General features: G+C 60.3%; 16 protein-coding genes. 4 read left to right on the forward strand and 12 right to left on the reverse strand.

The window, feature by feature from the left end; translation table 11 throughout:
- Positions 1-42: 42 nt before the first annotated feature.
- From moeB to HDF08_RS04255, 4 genes are all read right to left on the reverse strand, one after another.
- Complete coding sequence (gene moeB / locus HDF08_RS04240) at positions 43-1,266, reverse strand: molybdopterin-synthase adenylyltransferase MoeB (protein ID WP_179637341.1); 1,224 nt, start codon at positions 1,264-1,266, stop codon at positions 43-45.
- A gap of 98 nt (positions 1,267-1,364) precedes the next feature.
- Complete coding sequence (locus tag HDF08_RS04245) at positions 1,365-1,652, reverse strand: MoaD/ThiS family protein (RefSeq protein WP_179637342.1); 288 nt, start codon at positions 1,650-1,652, stop codon at positions 1,365-1,367.
- On the reverse strand, positions 1,649-2,170 hold the full coding sequence (locus HDF08_RS04250; RefSeq protein ID WP_179637343.1) for a M67 family metallopeptidase: 522 nt from the start codon (positions 2,168-2,170) through the stop codon (positions 1,649-1,651). The genes HDF08_RS04245 and HDF08_RS04250 overlap by 4 nt, the downstream gene beginning before the upstream one ends.
- Positions 2,171-2,175: 5 nt before the next feature.
- Positions 2,176-3,111 carry a PLP-dependent cysteine synthase family protein gene (locus HDF08_RS04255; protein WP_179637344.1) on the reverse strand — a complete coding sequence of 312 codons (936 nt, stop codon included), beginning with the start codon at positions 3,109-3,111 and terminating at the stop codon, positions 2,176-2,178.
- 104 nt (positions 3,112-3,215) lie between these two features.
- Between HDF08_RS04255 and HDF08_RS04260 the strand changes: the two genes are divergently transcribed.
- Complete coding sequence (locus HDF08_RS04260) at positions 3,216-3,629, forward strand: hypothetical protein (RefSeq protein WP_179637345.1); 414 nt, start codon at positions 3,216-3,218, stop codon at positions 3,627-3,629.
- A gap of 35 nt (positions 3,630-3,664) precedes the next feature.
- Here HDF08_RS04260 and rsmI read toward each other — a convergent pair whose 3' ends face one another.
- Both rsmI and HDF08_RS04270 read right to left on the reverse strand, forming a co-directional pair.
- Positions 3,665-4,549: a 16S rRNA (cytidine(1402)-2'-O)-methyltransferase gene (rsmI, locus tag HDF08_RS04265; protein ID WP_179637346.1), complete on the reverse strand. Its 885-nt coding sequence runs from the start codon at positions 4,547-4,549 to the stop codon at positions 3,665-3,667.
- Positions 4,549-5,655 carry a site-2 protease family protein gene (locus HDF08_RS04270; RefSeq protein ID WP_179637347.1) on the reverse strand — a complete coding sequence of 369 codons (1,107 nt, stop codon included), beginning with the start codon at positions 5,653-5,655 and terminating at the stop codon, positions 4,549-4,551. Before HDF08_RS04270 ends, rsmI begins: the two co-directional genes overlap by 1 nt.
- Before the next feature lie 83 nt (positions 5,656-5,738).
- On the opposite strand from HDF08_RS04270, the gene rsmD reads away from it, so the two are divergent.
- Positions 5,739-6,338 carry a 16S rRNA (guanine(966)-N(2))-methyltransferase RsmD gene (gene rsmD, locus HDF08_RS04275; protein WP_179637348.1) on the forward strand — a complete coding sequence of 200 codons (600 nt, stop codon included), beginning with the start codon at positions 5,739-5,741 and terminating at the stop codon, positions 6,336-6,338.
- Here rsmD and HDF08_RS04280 read toward each other — a convergent pair.
- The 3 genes from HDF08_RS04280 to thiL all read right to left on the reverse strand — a co-directional run bounded on the left by HDF08_RS04280 (position 6,280) and on the right by thiL (position 9,365).
- Complete coding sequence (locus tag HDF08_RS04280) at positions 6,280-6,879, reverse strand: hypothetical protein (protein WP_179638774.1); 600 nt, start codon at positions 6,877-6,879, stop codon at positions 6,280-6,282. The two genes, rsmD and HDF08_RS04280, sit on opposite strands and share 59 nt — an antisense overlap.
- Before the next feature lie 203 nt (positions 6,880-7,082).
- Positions 7,083-8,219: a cystathionine gamma-lyase gene (locus HDF08_RS04285; RefSeq protein WP_179637349.1), complete on the reverse strand. Its 1,137-nt coding sequence runs from the start codon at positions 8,217-8,219 to the stop codon at positions 7,083-7,085.
- 66 nt (positions 8,220-8,285) lie between these two features.
- Positions 8,286-9,365 carry a thiamine-phosphate kinase gene (gene thiL, locus HDF08_RS04290; RefSeq protein WP_353068421.1) on the reverse strand — a complete coding sequence of 360 codons (1,080 nt, stop codon included), beginning with the start codon at positions 9,363-9,365 and terminating at the stop codon, positions 8,286-8,288.
- A gap of 222 nt (positions 9,366-9,587) precedes the next feature.
- Between thiL and HDF08_RS04295 the strand changes: the two genes are divergently transcribed.
- Both HDF08_RS04295 and HDF08_RS04300 read left to right on the forward strand, forming a co-directional pair.
- A complete protein-coding gene (locus HDF08_RS04295) occupies positions 9,588-10,607 on the forward strand; it encodes a M23 family metallopeptidase (RefSeq protein WP_257031039.1) in 1,020 nt (339 codons plus the stop codon).
- Between the two features lie 296 nt (positions 10,608-10,903).
- Positions 10,904-12,400, forward strand: coding sequence for an HD-GYP domain-containing protein (locus HDF08_RS04300; RefSeq protein ID WP_179637350.1), 1,497 nt, complete (start codon positions 10,904-10,906; stop codon positions 12,398-12,400).
- 87 nt (positions 12,401-12,487) lie between these two features.
- On the opposite strand, the gene HDF08_RS04305 is transcribed toward HDF08_RS04300, so the two are convergent.
- The 3 genes from HDF08_RS04305 to HDF08_RS04315 are packed head-to-tail and all read right to left on the reverse strand — an operon-like array spanning position 12,488 to position 15,507.
- A complete protein-coding gene (locus HDF08_RS04305) occupies positions 12,488-13,807 on the reverse strand; it encodes a PQQ-dependent sugar dehydrogenase (protein ID WP_179637351.1) in 1,320 nt (439 codons plus the stop codon).
- Entirely contained in the window at positions 13,800-14,483 is a 684-nt protein-coding gene (locus HDF08_RS04310; protein ID WP_179637352.1) for a histidine phosphatase family protein, read from the reverse strand. The genes HDF08_RS04305 and HDF08_RS04310 overlap by 8 nt, the downstream gene beginning before the upstream one ends.
- A 13-nt stretch (positions 14,484-14,496) precedes the next feature.
- On the reverse strand, positions 14,497-15,507 hold the full coding sequence (locus tag HDF08_RS04315) for a hypothetical protein (RefSeq protein WP_179637353.1): 1,011 nt from the start codon (positions 15,505-15,507) through the stop codon (positions 14,497-14,499).
- Positions 15,508-15,612 lie beyond the last annotated feature (105 nt).

Below are 15,612 nucleotides of genomic sequence, written 5' to 3' on the forward strand. Positions count from 1 at the left end.
CCGCGAGATGGATGCTCGCGGCCTCTTTGTAACTGCTTACTGCTAGTACTTTGGCAGGGACGGGTCGATCTTGTCTGCCCAGGCGAGGATGCCGCCGGTTAAATTCGATACGTTGGTGAATCCGGCTTGTTTGAGGGCGACCGCGGCTCTCTGGCTGCGGGCGCCGGACTTGCAGTGGACGACGATCTCGCTGTGTTTTTTGTCGGCTAATTCGGCGGAGCGAAGAGCTATTTCGCCGACCGGGATCAGCGGTGCGCCGAGGTTTACGATCTTGTATTCGTGCGGCTCGCGGACGTCGAGGACGAAGACGTCTTCCTTGGCGTCGAGCTTGCGCTTCAACTCCTGGACAGAGATCTGCGGGATGCCATCGACGACTGGAAGATCGCTGACTGCCTTATCGCGGGCGACTTCGAGAGGACCGACTTCGCTGGGCGGAGTGATGCCGCAGAACTGGTCGTAGTCGATGAGTTCGGTCACGGTGGGATTGGGACCGCAGACGGGGCACTCGGGATTCTTGCGCAGCTTGAGAGTGCGGAAGCTCATGCCGAGGGCGTCTACGAGTAGCAGGCGGCCGATTAATGGCTCGCCGATGCCGAGGATCAGCTTGATGGTCTCGGTTGCCTGGATGATTCCGACGAGGCCGGGGAGAATGCCGAGCACGCCGCCTTCTGCGCAGGAGGGGACGAGGCCCGGCGGTGGCGGCTCGGGGTAGAGGCAGCGGTAGCAGGGGCCTTCCTTGGTGCCGAAGACGCTGGCTTGTCCCTCGAAGCGGAAGATGGAGCCGTAGGCGTTGGGCTTACCGAGCAGGACGCAGGCGTCGTTGACTAGGTAGCGGGTCTGGAAGTTGTCGGTGCCGTCGGCGATGACGTCGTAGTCCTTCAGAATCTCGAGCGCGTTGGCGCTGGTGAGCATAGTGTTGTGTTTGATGACTTTGACGGTGGGGTTGAGGCCCTTGAGCATGATCTCGGCGGAATCGACCTTGAGCTTGCCGACGGTCGCGGTCGAGTGGATGATCTGGCGCTGCAGGTTGCTGGCGTCGACGGTGTCGAAGTCGACAAGGCCGATGGTGCCTACACCTGCGGCCGCGAGATAAAGTGCGAGAGGTGCGCCGAGCCCACCGGTGCCGACGCAGAGTACCTTGGCGGCCTTCAGCTTCTGCTGGCCCTCCATCCCAACTTCGGGAAGTATCAGGTGCCGGGAGTAACGGGCGATCTCATCATTGGAGAGCTTCGGGAGTTCTACGGTCTCTTCTATTGCTGTTGGCATTGTCTTTTCCTCTGCCTCATGTAGAGGCGTCAAAAAACCTTCATCTCGTAAAATCGTCTTCGAACCGATTTCCATAGACGGTTACAAATAGGAAAATTTTAGAGTCGACAGCTCGTTCCGCCGGCGATGGAGGGGATGATCGTGAGTTCGTCCGCGTCGGTTGCCGGGGTCTCTTCCTTGTTTGGGAGGTAGCGGATGTCATCGTCGTTGAGATAGACGTTGACGAACGAGCGAAGCTTGCCTTCCGGGGTAAAGAGATGGGGCTTGAGTTCAGGATATTGGACGGTGAGCTGCTGAAACACCCTGCTGACGGTTGTTCCCGCGACGCTGACGGTCTCGAGTCCGCCGGTGTAGGCGCGCAGCGGGGTGGGAATGTGAATGTTCATGCCTGACCTTTCTGAGTTTGCGCCGCTGCTTCGGCGACGTTAGGGGCGATGTCGATTTGAATTGGTTGGTCGTCGAAGTTCTTGTCGTCCTCTCCTGTTCCGCTCAGCAGAAAGGAGTTTGTCAGGACAGCTTTGCCCTGTTCAACACTGGTGATGATGTACGAACAGCCGAGCCAATGAGCTTCGGCGAAGTCGGTCTTGGACCACTGGGCGGGATGGTCGGGATGCGAGTGATAGAAGCCGACGATGTCCAGACCAAGGCCGCGTGCCTGGCGCTGGATCTTGACGAGCTCCTGGGGGGCGATGTGGTAGCGGTTGTGGGCGGAGTCGGTGCGGGTGTTGCCGGCGCGGACGATCTGCTGGACGTAGTTGACTGCCGCAGCGCTATTGACCGCCACAGTGCCATTGTCTTCGCCAGCGATGTTCTTTCCGAGCAGGACGCCGCAGCACTCGTTCGGGTAGGTCTCTTCGCCGTGGGCGCGGAGGGCTTCGTAGTCAGCGTAGTGGATGCGTAGCATCTGGGTTAGCCCTCCTGCCAGAAGCGTTCGCTCATGTACTTCTCTGCCGAGTCGCAGAGGATGGTGACGATGACGGCCTCGCGTCCAGCGCTGGCCTCCTGCTCGCCAATCTGCAGGGAGGCTGCGACAGCGGCAGCTGCGGAGATTCCAATCAACAGGCCTTGATTGCGCGCCAGATCTTTCACCATCTCGTAGGCGGTTTCGGTGGGCATGTCGATATTCGCGTCGGCGAGCGATGGGTCGTAGATGCGCGGCACGATCGCGGTCGCCATGTGCTTCAGGCCTTCGAGGCCGTTGAACGGCGAGTCCGGCTGCATCGAGACGCAACGGATCGACGGGTTCAGCTCCTTCAGGCGGCGGGTTGTCCCCATGAAGGTGCCGCTGGTTCCCAGGCCCGCGACAAAGTGCGTCACCTGGCCTTCGGTCTGCTCCCATATCTCGTTTGCGGTCGTGCGGTAGTGCGCCTTCCAGTTCTCGTCGTTGGAGTATTGATCAGCGTAGTAGTACTTGTCCGGCTCGGCTGCAGCGAGCTCTCGTGCTTTGCGGATTGCGCCGTCGGAGCCGTTGGCGGGATCGGTCCAGAGGACCTCTGCTCCGTAGGCGGCGAGATAGCGTTTGCGCTCAGGCGAGACGTTTGACGGCATGCAAAGAGTGACGCGGAAACCCAGTGCAGCGCCGAGCATGGCGTAGGCGATACCAGTGTTGCCGCTGGTGGCATCGAGCAGGCCGCGTGTGTCGCTGAGGAGGCCTCTGCGCTGTGCATCGGTGACGATGGCGGAGGCGGCGCGATCTTTCACCGAGCCGCCCGGGTTCGCCCATTCGGCCTTGCCCAAAATCTGGACTCCGGGCAGATGAGCATTGAGCCGCTCGAGCCTCACCAGGGGAGTGTGGCCGACGCGGTCTAGAATGCTTGTTCCAAACGGTTTGAGGGTGGCGATCATGCGGCTTCCGTTTTCTTTTGACTCATTTGAACCGTTGTGTGCCGCTGCGATTGAAGGACTTTCGCGGATGTGCGACAGTTAATCGAGTCTAACGTATTGCACTTATGGCGAAAAAGATCCCACAACGAAGCTTCAATGACGTTCTCGGTCTCCTCGGCGGCCAGAGATTCGATGTTGCCCCCGCTCAGGAGGGTGCAAAGCGAACGCCAAATGCCGTCCAGGTAAGGAAATACGGCTGTGCGGCTGAGATCGCTGCGGCGCCGGACGGTACGGTCGAGATCCTGGCCCGGCCGGGGTGGCTGCTGAATGGCGAGATCGCGCGCCTGCTCGACAGGGGGTATCAAAAATTCCTCAAGACGAGCAAGCTGGAGATTCCCGCGTCGGCGGATCATCTGCGGTCGATCCATGAGTTCAGCGAAGAGCTGAAGGAAGCGATCGGCGCCACGGTCCTCTACAACGAGGCACTGGGCACTACAAGCAACGTCTACCAATACGATCGGGTCAAAGGGCGGGATTAAGTCTTCGTGGGGAATAGCCGAGAGCAGGACGAGACTTAGCGTCGCCGATTCTGCTCCCGTTGTAGTTCGCGGTAGGCTTCGCTCTTGCCGATGCCGCGTTCGCGAGCGACTCGCTTCAGGGCATCCATCTCGCTGATACCTTCTGACTTCATCATTGCTGAAACCTCGGCGGCGAGAGTGATCTTCCGCTTTTCAGCGGTGTTCTCAATTGGGGCCAGGGTGAGCATCAGTACGATCTCACCGCGGACGCTGGCGCGCGCGGCTAGTTGGGTCCGTAGATCAGCGACTGTTCCCCGCAAAAACTCTTCATGCAGCTTGGTCAGTTCTCGCGCGATGACGACGTGTTGCTCAGGACCGAAGACGGCGTCAATATCGGCTAGGGTGTCGAGGATGCGGTGCGGGGCTTCGTAGAAGACGTGGGTTACCTCGCCTCGCATAAGATCTTCGAGCGCGGTCTTGCGCTGGCCTGCCTTGGCGGGGAGGAAGCCGTGGAAGGTGAAGCGTTCGGTGGGAAGGCCGCTTGCGATCAGGCCGCTGATTGCGGCGTTCGCGCCTGGGATGGGGAAGACATCGACTCCTGCGGCGAGGGCTGCGGTGACGATCTGGCCGCCGGGATCGGCAATGCCGGGGGTTCCGGCATCGCTGACGACTGCGATGCGGGCGCCGGTCTTCAGCTCGGTGATGAGCTCTTCGGTACGCGAGCCCTCGTTGTGCATGTGATAGCTGACGGTGGGCGTGCGGATCTCGAAGTGATTAAGCAGCTTCTGCGTCTGCCGTGTGTCCTCGCAGGCGATGCGGTCCGCTTGACGCAAAACTCGCAGCGCCCGGAGCGTAATGTCTTCGAGGTTGCCGATGGGAGTGGCGACGAGGTAGAGCCCCGGCGCCAGTGGCCGGTCGTCCTTGTCGTGGGTTGCGGGCATTATTCCGGTTGCCGCAGCTTGCGGCGCTGATTCAACATCCCCATGGAGAGGGCGAGATTCTGCGGCGTGATGATGCCGACGATGCGGTCGCCTTCGAGGACAGGAACCATCTGCGCGCCTTGACCGGCCATGATGCGGCGCAGCGTTTTGACGAGGGAATCGTCGGGCTGTGCGGTCTGGAAGGAGCGTGTCATCACGCCCTGCACGTAGCCGTTGCCGTCGCTTTGCAGGGCGTCGACGATGCTCTGGCGTGAGACCGCGCCAACGAGATTCGATCCGCGCACCACGGGAAAGACGTCCTGCAGGGTGTGGACGGAGCGTTGGAGCGCGTCTTCGAGGGTATCCGAGGCCGAGAGCATGCTGAACTGCGTCAGCATCACGTCGCGCATACGCACCGCGTCGACATCGGTTTGCAGCAACAGCCCCTGATCTTCCATGTGCGCGCCGATCATGAGGAAGGCGCCGATCATGACCAGCCACATGTTTGGGACGAGGAGGCCGGCGACGATGAGTGCGATGGAGATGAACTGGCCCAGACCTGCCGCGGCTCGTGTGCTCTTCATAACGCCTTTGGTCTTGGCGAACTCGCCACGAAAGACGCGTCCTCCGTCGAGCGGCGAGGCTGGCAGCAGATTCACGACGCCGAGCAGGATGTTCATCCAGACTGCGGCCCTCAGCAGGTGCATGGGCGACATCCAGGGCCGCTCGAGGATGCTGACTTCAGGCGCGATCGTGAGCGTCATCGCGGCCAGCAGCACTCCGAATCCGATGTTCGCTGTTGGCCCGATGACGGCCATGCGCTTTTGCATCTCGGGGGTGGAGGCCTTTTCGGTTGCTTCGGTGCTGGCATAGCTCATCAAGCCGCCGACGGGAAGCAGAAGGATGCTGCGGAGGTCAAGCCCGAACCAGGCTGCCCCGATGGCGCGGGCTACCTCGCGAATCACCACGGCGAGCAGCAGAAGAAGCCAGAGAGCAAATCCTCTGCTCCCAGTCGAACCCGTCATGGACGCGTAGCTGATTGACAACCCGAGGATAAGGAGGAAGAAGGTATGAATGCGAACATCCACGCCGAGAAATCTGCCGATCGGAAAAGACCACCCACGCATGTCCTCTATTGTATGCGCTGCCGTTAACGGATTCGCGTGTTGGCGGCTTACCATAGGCTCGCTTGCGTCTTACTATAGGAAAGATGCGCGTCATTGCAGGTACTTACCGCTCTCGCCAGCTCGCCGCTCCACGTGGTCTCGAGACTCGTCCGACCAGTGACCGTCTACGAGAGACGCTATTCAACATCCTCGCGCCACGACTTGAGGGTTGTCGTTTTGTCGATCTTTATGCGGGAACCGGGGCGGTGGGGATTGAAGCGATAAGCCGTGGCGCGGAGCACGTCTGGTTTGCGGAGAATGCTGAGCCGGCGCTGGCTTCGCTGCGACAGAATCTTGCCGCGCTGAAGATTGGTCGCGGATTTACGCTGGAGGATCGCGGTGTGGGAGCGATTCTGCAGCGGCTTGGCAAGCTCACGCAGCCGGTGGATATCGTCTATCTTGATCCACCCTACGAAGCTGAAGACGAGTACTCGGGCACGCTCAATTTTTTCGGGAGTGTACGTGGTCGCGCGATTCTAGGTGCGGATGCAGTGGTGGTTGCCGAACATGGGAGCAAATCGAAGCTTGCTTCACGCTATGGCGTGCTCGAACACACTCGTTTGTTGAAGCAGGGCGATGCCGCGCTCAGTTTTTTTGCCGCTGCGGCGGCTGAGCAAACCCTCCGCCCTGATGATGGCCAGTGAGCAGGTCTACTTCGAAGGCGGTCTCGCGATCGGTCAACAGGTTCCAGCCCATGCCGTGCAGCGTGTTTCCTTCCACGCCGGTGATGCGGACTCCCTCCCAGCTGAGTCGCGCCGTCTCCCACGCTTGTCCGCTTGCACCCCAGGCGATCATCGAATGAAAGCCGACAAATAAGAGGAGTTCCTGGGGGGCGAGGGGGCGTGCTTCGACCACAGGCTTCATCTCGATGTGAGTGCAGTGCTGCGGTTGTGTGGTATCGACGATGTAGGCGTAGCCGCCGGCCAGCGCGCACATCTCCCGCGGATTGGGACAGGCAAAGACGCCGGTCGGCATGGTGGAGTTGGTAAAGCCCAGGGCGCAGGTGGCGAGGAATGCTCCGCCGTCGGCTGGGCGAACCATCAGCTGCAACGCACCTCGGGCCAAGGCGTCTTCTTCGCCTGCGATCTGTTTTGGATAGACAAACTGCCGTGCGGGCGAGATGAGTGGCGCTGTCTTGAGGATCTCGGCGCTCCAGTTCTGAGCAAACACATCGGTACCTTGCATCACGTCCCGGCCCCCGAAAAATAAATATTGAAAAGTTGGCGTATCTTTCGAGTCCAAAAAGGTGACGTCCAAAACACCACGTCAGCCACGCATCTCACCACAAGTTCACCACGATTTACCATTCAAAAACACATCGGAATCCGCAAAATCCCCTGCAAAAAACGCACTTTCACCACCGTCAGATTTTTCTCTGGTAAAAACCCTCATTGCGCCGCGTCCAGGGCTTGCGCCATATCGTCAAGGAGGTCTTCGATGGCCTCGCAGCCGGCGCTCATGCGGATGAAGCCGTCCGGGACAGTGTCGCCGCCCCATTTCGCGCGACGCTCCGCTGTTGTCGTCACACCGCCGAAGCTGGTGGCTTCGGTTAGCAGCGATGATTTGGAGAGAAACGTGTCGGCGGATTTTTTGTCGCGCAATACGAAGCTCAATACCGGCCCGAAGTAGCGCATCTGTCTTTTCGCGATCGCGTGGCCGGCATGCGTAGGCAGGCCCGGATACAGGACGCTCTGTACGTCTTTTCTTGATGCGAGAAATTCGGCGATGCGTTGCGCGTTTTCGCAGGAGCGCTCGAGGCGCAGGGGAAGCGTTGCGATAGAACGCAGCGCGAGCCATGCCTCCATTGGGCCTAACGCGGCCCCGGTAAGGGTGCGCCATTGATCGAGTTTTGCGCGTAGCTCGAGGTCGCGCACTGCGACGTGGCCGAGCAGGAGGTCGCTATGTCCGGTCATCGACTTCGTATCCGAGGCGACGGAGAAATCGGCGCCAAGTGCGAGAGGAAGTTGTCCCAGCGGCGTGAGCGTGGTGTTGTCTACAGCGACCAGAGCACCCGCACGATGCGCTGCTTCGCTGAGCAGGGCGATGTCGCATATCTCCATGCCGGGGTTGCTGGGCGACTCCAGCCAGAGAAGACGCGCGCCCTCAAGCAGCTCAGCCTGCGCGTTTCCAGCGGTGGGTGCCATACGCAGCGTGATTCCCATGGGAGCGAAGTACTCCTGCAGCAGGACGCGGGCGGTGTAGTACGCGTTCGATGGAAGAACGACGACGTCACCGGGTCGCAGGATCGCTCCGAAGACCGCGGCACACGCTGCCATGCCAGAGGCGAAGACAAGCGCGGTTGCCTGGTAGTTTTCGCCTGAAGCGAGCTGGCCGGACTCCATCTGGCCGATGGCTCTTTCGAGTGCAGTCCAGGTTGGATTGTGCGAGCGTGCGTACGTGTAGGGGGTCTCCGATGGGTCGCCTGGTGTGTGATACGGCGCTGCGAAGACAGGCCCTGCGTGCAGTGGCTCGCCGGGAACGGTTCGGCTTAGCGTGGAACGGATGATCTTGGTGGAGTCGCGCATAGATTTTCGAGGTGCAGATTCGGTTTGAACCGATTGATGGTAGCAGGCTTAGCGGGGTAGCTTCTTCTACGCTTTTTTCGATTTACTGGCAGGTTTAGAGAAGTGTTCCCAACCGCCGGGCTTCAACTCTGTACGGCTGCCATCTGGCGCTAGCAGAGTCATCAGTGCGTGTCCGGTGCGTCGTGTCTTGAGAGTGCCGATTCTCGTGAGCGGCACTCCAGCGAGAGTGGATGGCATCTTGACGGAGGATGGCGCGGCGAAGAGCAGCTCGTAGTCTTCGCCCCCGTGCAACGTTGCTTGCAGGGCAGCGGCGGCATTCAGCTTGCGCGCGAACGGATGAATCGGCAGTGCCTCCTGTTCGATCTCTGCGCTGACTCCTGAGGCGCGGCAGAGGTGGGACAGGTCTGTCGAGAGCCCGTCGCTGATATCGAGGCAGGCCGTGGCGAGTCCACGTCGCTGGAGGGCCTCGCCCACGTCCAGACGTGGCTCGGGAAACATGTGGGGATGATCTTCGTTGGTTTGATGATTCAGGGTCCGACGTCTTCTACTCAGCATGGTCGCTAACTCTGCGGCCGCGCCACCGAGTTGGCCGGTTACGTAGAGTGCGTCTCCCGGGGAGGCTCCAGAGCGGCGCAGTGCTCTACCCTTTGGAGCGGATCCGATCAGAACGATGTCGGCGAGGATCAAGGCGCTCCTGCCGCCGGGCGACTCTGAGGTGTCTCCTCCTGCGAGGGGGACGCTGTGCAACTCGGCGAGCGCACGCAGGCCGTGGAAGAAGCCTTTTGTCCAGGCGCGGCCAGCGGATTTTGTGAGCATGGTGGAGGGAAGCGCGAGGGAGAGGAAGGCGGCGATGGGAGTCGCGCCCATGGCGGCGAGGTCGCTCAGTCCACGAGCGAGGCAGCGATGGCCTACCGACTCCGGAGGGTGGGAGTCGCAGCGGAAGTGCCGTCCCTCGAGCGTAAGGTCTGTGGTTACCAGTACTTCGCATCCAGGGGGAGGGCGGAGGATCGCGCAGTCGTCGCCGATGCCGAGCTTGACCGCGCTGCTGCTGGTGGCAAAATCTTGGCGGATCTGCTCGATCAGATCGAGTTCTCCAAAGGGTGGGGAAGGTTTTTTCATGCTGATGGCAGCATAAACGTTTAGCACAATGTGACTCTTTTGTGGTAGTTACGGGAAAAAGATCTGGTCTATGCTCGTTTGCATGGCGGGTAACTGCTTTGGTACCCTCTTAGAGGACGCTCAAGAGAGATTTGCAATCAGAAATGGCGATTGATGAATTCGATTTGCCTTGTGTGATTTTTTGATTGAAATTTCTTCGAGCCGCGATTTGCTTCGCGGTCAAACCTGGGCCAGGGACTCTGATTGAAGCTGAAAAAACGTCATTACCTCATGCTCGTCAGCCGCGATGAAGAGGGCAACCTAAGTAAGGTGCCGGTGCCTCTGCACTACGCGTATATCTTTGTGGGCGCGGCAATTATCGGCATGTTCACCATTACCGGGCTGGCCGGGTCGTACTCCCGGATGCTGATCAAGACCGCCCGGTTCAATCAGTTGCGTCAGGACCACAACTCACTCCAAAAGGACTATGCACACCTGGAGAAGGCGGCGCACGAAAAAGATATTCAGGCGGCCTCGCTGGGCTCTTTGGCGAGCGAAGTCTCGGTTCTGTACGGTCTGACGGCGAGCAAGCTTGCGTCGCCTGCGGGCAAGGTGGCTGAGAAGCCTCATGGCAAGTCGTCGGGGGTGGCGGAGGCAATCGCCAAGACGCCATTAACCGATGGCACGGACTCTTCGGATAACTCGGAACAGGCTTACTACAAGTCGATCGATGCGTTTTATTCACTGCGCAGCTCGGCGATGAGCGGCACGGCGACCCGGGCCATCTCCAGTCTGAACGGCCCTGGATATGTCTCTGCCGATCTGCTAGGAGCGGGCAGTCTGGAGCTGGCGTCGTATGTTCCGACGCTGTGGCCGATCATGGGCCCGATCACGAGCAGCTTTGGCCAGCGTGAGGATCCGATCCTGGGCAATGGCGAAGGCGAGTTTCACACCGGCATCGACATCAGTGCTCCCAATGGAATTCCCATCCGTGCGACCGGAGACGGCATCGTGAAGCAGGCAGAGATGTCCAATGGCTACGGGCGCGAGGTCGTGATCGACCACGGGCATGGGGTTGAGACAGTCTATGGGCATATGTCGGGCTTCGCCTGCATCGCGGGGCAGACGGTGGTTCGTGGCCAGGTGATCGGTTATGTGGGCCACAGTGGGCGCACGACGGGCTCGCATCTGCACTACGAGGTTCGCATCAGGAATACGCCGGTGAATCCGCACAAATATCTGCGGACGACGCTGGCGGACCTGGGTACGGAGATAGCGAAGGGGCAGTAGCTCTTAGCGATTTCAAAGAAACGGCAGAGCTGATGCAGGTTGTCGGCTCTGCCGTTTTTTGTGCCCCGAAACCGGTTGATCGAAACAGGGTGAGACCGAGAGGCATGCCAAGGTCCATTCCCGTATTGGGAAAGCTCCTGGGGGCAATCGTGTTGTGCACCATTTGGGTAATACCCACCCCGGTTTGCCGCCGATATATTCACCATGAACACTGAAGTCCTGCAACAGATCGCGTCTGTCAGCCCTGGAAGAAGATCTTAATTCCAATCTGGCTTTTACGAGAGAACGAGACACGCATGATGCAGACCTCAGCGGCTTTTCCCAGGAATATGCAGAGCTTTGATGGATCCATCTCCCTGTCGGAGATCATTTCGGCACTCTCTTACGCGCTTGACCTGACTGAAGGCGCGGTGCATGGACATGCGCTTCGCAGCTGCCTGCTGGGTATGCGCATCGCCGAAGAGGTGAAGCTTCCTTCCGACCAGACCAGCAGCCTCTACTTTGCCCTTCTGCTGAAAGATATCGGTTGCAGTCGCAGCGCCGGCCGCATAAGTCAGATTCTAGGCGGAGACGATCGCGCGGCCAGGAGGGCGGTGAGTCTCGAAGACTGGAGCAGACCGCACAAACCGAGTCTGTCGACCCTGAAGCTCCTCTGGAGCCAGGTTCTTCCGGACGCAGGTCGCGTTGTCAGGACCGCCAGATCCTTCAAGAACGGAATTACGCGTCACCAGAGTTTCGAGAGGCTATCGCCCCGTTATGACCGGGGAGCCAGCATTTTAAACGAACTCGGCATGGGGTCTATCGCCGCCGAGGCGGTCCGCAGCGTGGACGAACGATGGGACGGGAGCGGCTATCCCGACAGCTTGAAGGGAGAGCAGATTCCCTTGTTGGCCCGCATCTGCGCGATTGCGCAGCATCTGGATATTGTCTCGGCCGCAGCCGGAACGCAGAGCGCGATCGACACGCTCGAAGAGCGCAGCGGAACCTGGTTTGATCCGCAGCTGGTCCGCATCGCACGATCGCTGCACCGTCGGGGGGCGCTCTGGAATCACTGCTCGCCCGCTGATGTAGAGCAGGATACACGGCAGGCTGTTCTGGACCTTGACTCCGGCAAGCGGCACCAGTTGGAGTCGAGCCAGATCGATCGAATCTGCGAGGCGTTTGCGGATGTGGTGGATGCGAAGTCTCACTTTACCTATCGCCACTCTCAAGGGGTTGCGGACGCGGCGTTTGGCATTGCGCAGGCGATGGGACTTGCGGCAGACCGCGCGCAACTGGTTCGCAGAGCGGCTTTGCTGCATGACATCGGCAAGCTGGGAGTCGCCAATGCGATCCTCGACAAAAAGGGTCAGTTGAGCTCGGAAGAGTGGAAGGCAGTGTACGAGCATCCGCGGATTACGCGACGGATTCTAGAGCGGGTTGCACCCTTCCGCGAGATGGCGGTGATCGCAGGCGAGCATCATGAAAAACTTGACGGCTCGGGCTACCCCGATCATCTGAAGGGGCCGGATCTTTCGACTGAGTCACGCATCGTTGCGGTCGCGGATGTGTATGCGGCGCTCTCGGAGGATCGTCCCTACCGAGCGGGTATCGAGCTTGACGAGACGCTGTCGATCATGTCGAAGCTCATTCCGGTACAGCTCGATGCAGACTGCTTCGAGGCCCTGGTCTCAGTGGTTTCAAGCAAGCGGGAGGTCGCTTCTGTCCAGGCGCCCCAGGTTGCGAGCGCGACGCTGGGCTATTCCTTCAAAAACAGGGGCTTCAAAAACGCAGCTTTTGAAAGTGCTTTCTGACACAACAGCTCAGAGATGCCTACAAAACAAGAACGGCCGAAGATCTCGGCCGTTCTTTTATTTTCGAGGCGTTTTGTTGAGACGGCCCTACTTTCCGGTATAGCTGACGTGCCAGATGGTCTTCGAGCCATCGTCGGTTACGAAGAGCGAACCATCCTTGGCTACGGTAACGCCGACGGGGCGGCCCCAGACCTTGCCATCTGAGGTGACGAATCCGGTCAGGAAGTCCTCGTACTCTCCGGTGGCGTGGCCGTCGTGCATGGGAATGCGGATCACTTCGTAGCCGGAGCGGTGGGCGCGGTTCCACGAGCCATGCTCGGCTGCGAAGCCGTCGCCGTCATAACTAGAGGGAAACTGCTTGCCGGTGTAGAAGGCTAGCTCGAGTGAGGCGAAGTGCGGCTGCAGGATGACGTCGGGCGTGAGGACCTTGTCCTTCAACTCTGGGTGAGTGCCCATGAGGCGCGGGTCCTGATGGCCGCCCATGTAGTACCAGGGCCAGCCGTAGAAGCCGTCCTCCTTGACGCTGGTGATGTAGTCGGGGACGAGGTTGTCGCCGAGGCGGTCACGCTCGTTGGTGGAGCACCAGAGCTGGCCCGTGGTTGGGTTGATGGCCTCGCCGACGCAGTTGCGGATGCCGCTGGCGTAGACCTTGACGAACTTTCCTTCGGGCGTGAACTCGAGTACGTCGGCGCGATGCAACTCATTGGGGTGAGTGTCAGGATCGTCCGCGTTCGAGGCGGATCCGACCGAGACCAACATCTTGGTGCCGTCGGGAGAGAAGACGACGTCGCGTGTCCAGTGTCCGCCGCCACGGAGCTGGGCGAAGCCAGGAAGCTGGGCGACGATGGTCTCAGGCTTTCCGGTTGCAACCAGGTCACCGGATTTGTACGGAAAGCGGACCACGGTTTTGGTGTTGCCGACATAGACCCACTTGGGGTTGGGGCCGCTGGGATAGAAGGCGATGCCGAAGGGAAGATCGAGATCGGAGGCAAAGGTGGAGACGGTCGCTGCTTTACCATCAGGGCCCACGCCACGGAGGACCATGATCTTGTCGCCGTGGGAGTCGGCGAGGAAGATATCGCCATTGGGAGCGGTGCGCATCAGCCGAGGCTCTTTGAAACCCTGCGCGTACATCTCAACCTTGAAACCTGCAGGCGCGACCGGCCATGCACCCTCAGGGCGGGGAACGAGGCTGGGGCCGTTGTCGACGGACTCGTCCGGCTTCGGCTGTGGCAGGTCGGCGAGCGTGATCTTGCGGCGGACGCCGGGATGCTCCTGTGTGTAGTCGGTGAAGGCGGACGGCCCGGTGATGACTGAGCCGGACTGTGCGAATACAGAAGCCGGCAGCGCAGAGACGAGGGACGCCAGAGCCAGGACTCGAAGAACGGAGGGAGTAGAGCTATGCATGAGACGTTTCTCCTTGGAGCGTGAAAGTGGTTAGATGCTGTTGCCCGACCATGCGAAGTTGACCGTTGAGGACCTCGAGCTCAATTGCCTGGAGGTTTTCTATAAAGTTGACGAAGTGAAAGCGCCGAAAGTTTGACATTAGTTGCCGGTCGGTCGCGCGGGGGAAGAGGAAGAGAAGGCGAATGGCCTGCATAAAGAGGCCGTGGGTGAAGACGGCAATGCATCCCTCTGATTTCAATTGGGCGAGCCGGCGGATGGCGTCGCGGGCGCGGCCGATAAAGTCGCTGAACGACTCAGCTCCGGGGCCGTCGGAGTAGGACGGATCGTCTCGCTCCCAGAACTCCAGGATGTGCGGCATCTGCTGCTCTTCGCTGGTACCGTTGTGTCGCGCAGGGTTTAGATAGTGGAACTCCTGGATCGGCCACTCCTCGATCGGCACCTTGGGGTAGCGCTCTCGAAGCGGGACCGCAGTCTGCTGAGCACGGAGATACGGCGAGAGCAGAAACAGGGTCGGGTCACAGGAGAAGCCGTCGGCGAAGGCCTTTGCCTGGGCGCGGCCGAGCTCTGTCAAAGGATTGATGATGTGGTCCGGCGGGATGCCGCCCGCATTCGCGACACTCTGGCCGTGGCGAATGAGCAGGATTCGGGTGGGCTGTTGGATGGTGGCGTCGGTCATCTCGTCTCAGTCGTTATGGCTGAAGGTCGGGGTTTGGCGATGCGAATTGCTTAACTAACTCAAGCGGGATGTTTGCAGTTAGAACGGCGCGATCTTTATGCTGTTCGATCTTCGTGGAGTCGGTCAGCTCGCGAAACGCCGCATCGGTGGCGGGGTGAGGCTGCATCTGCGCCTGTGCCTGCTCTACGGTCTTCATGAGCGTGAGCAGCGAGGTTAGAGTCTCGGTGGCCCGGGCTGCGTCGGCGTCGTTCGGAGCAATCTGCTCGAGGCGCAGGTGCAGGGTTCCGAGATAACGCAGGCTGGCGACGAAGGTGGTGTCCTCCGACATGGGCAGTTGCAGGCCGAAGATGCTGATTGCGCCGCGCTCAGAGAAGGGGAGACCGATGTGGCCGATGCCCCAGGCGCTTGAAAACGCGGGCACGTCGCGATAACGTGCCGATAAGAGCGATGAGCCTGAAAACGGCGATGCAGCGGCGCGATGCCGGTCCAGGATGGAGTGAATCTGCTCGGCCGTCGGCATGTTGGAGGCGGCGATGGTGTCGTAACCGAGCTGCGTGATGCGCAGGGGCCGCGTAACGCTCTCGTCACCGACGCGAATGGTGAAGATATCGTGATCGGCGTAGCTCTCTTTCGCCGTGGCGATTGAGGCAAGGTAGTGTGCCAGACGCTCCCCATCGAAACGGCCTTCGAAGACCTCGGAGTAGCCGACCGGACCGTTCGGGCCGTTGGGGTCGTCCATGCGGTGCAGGGCAAAGGCCACGGAGTCGAGATCCCGCTCGGGGACGATGCCGGTGGCGTCGATGAACTGCTGATACTCAGGGGTGCGATTGACCGGAGATCGATCGAAGTGAGTAGCAGCCCGCAGCGGCTTTAGATTGGCGTAGACGATCGCGTCGGACTCGGGCAGCAGGCGCGCGACCTCTGGCGGAGCGGCCTTTCGCAGCACCAGTGCGACTACCAGCGCAGACATCAACGCCAGCATCAGCAAGAAGGAGTAACGGGTGCGCTTACGCATCAGGGACATGGCCGGTCGGGCAAAGTGTCAGCATGGTCAGTACGATTCACGAACTGCAGCGCCTCAAGCAATAAGCATAGCCCATCTTGGGGTATGGCCTCCGGTTGTGGCTTA

The sequence above is a fragment of the Tunturiibacter empetritectus genome, assembly GCF_013410875.1.
GTDB lineage: Bacteria > Acidobacteriota > Terriglobia > Terriglobales > Acidobacteriaceae > Edaphobacter > Edaphobacter empetritectus.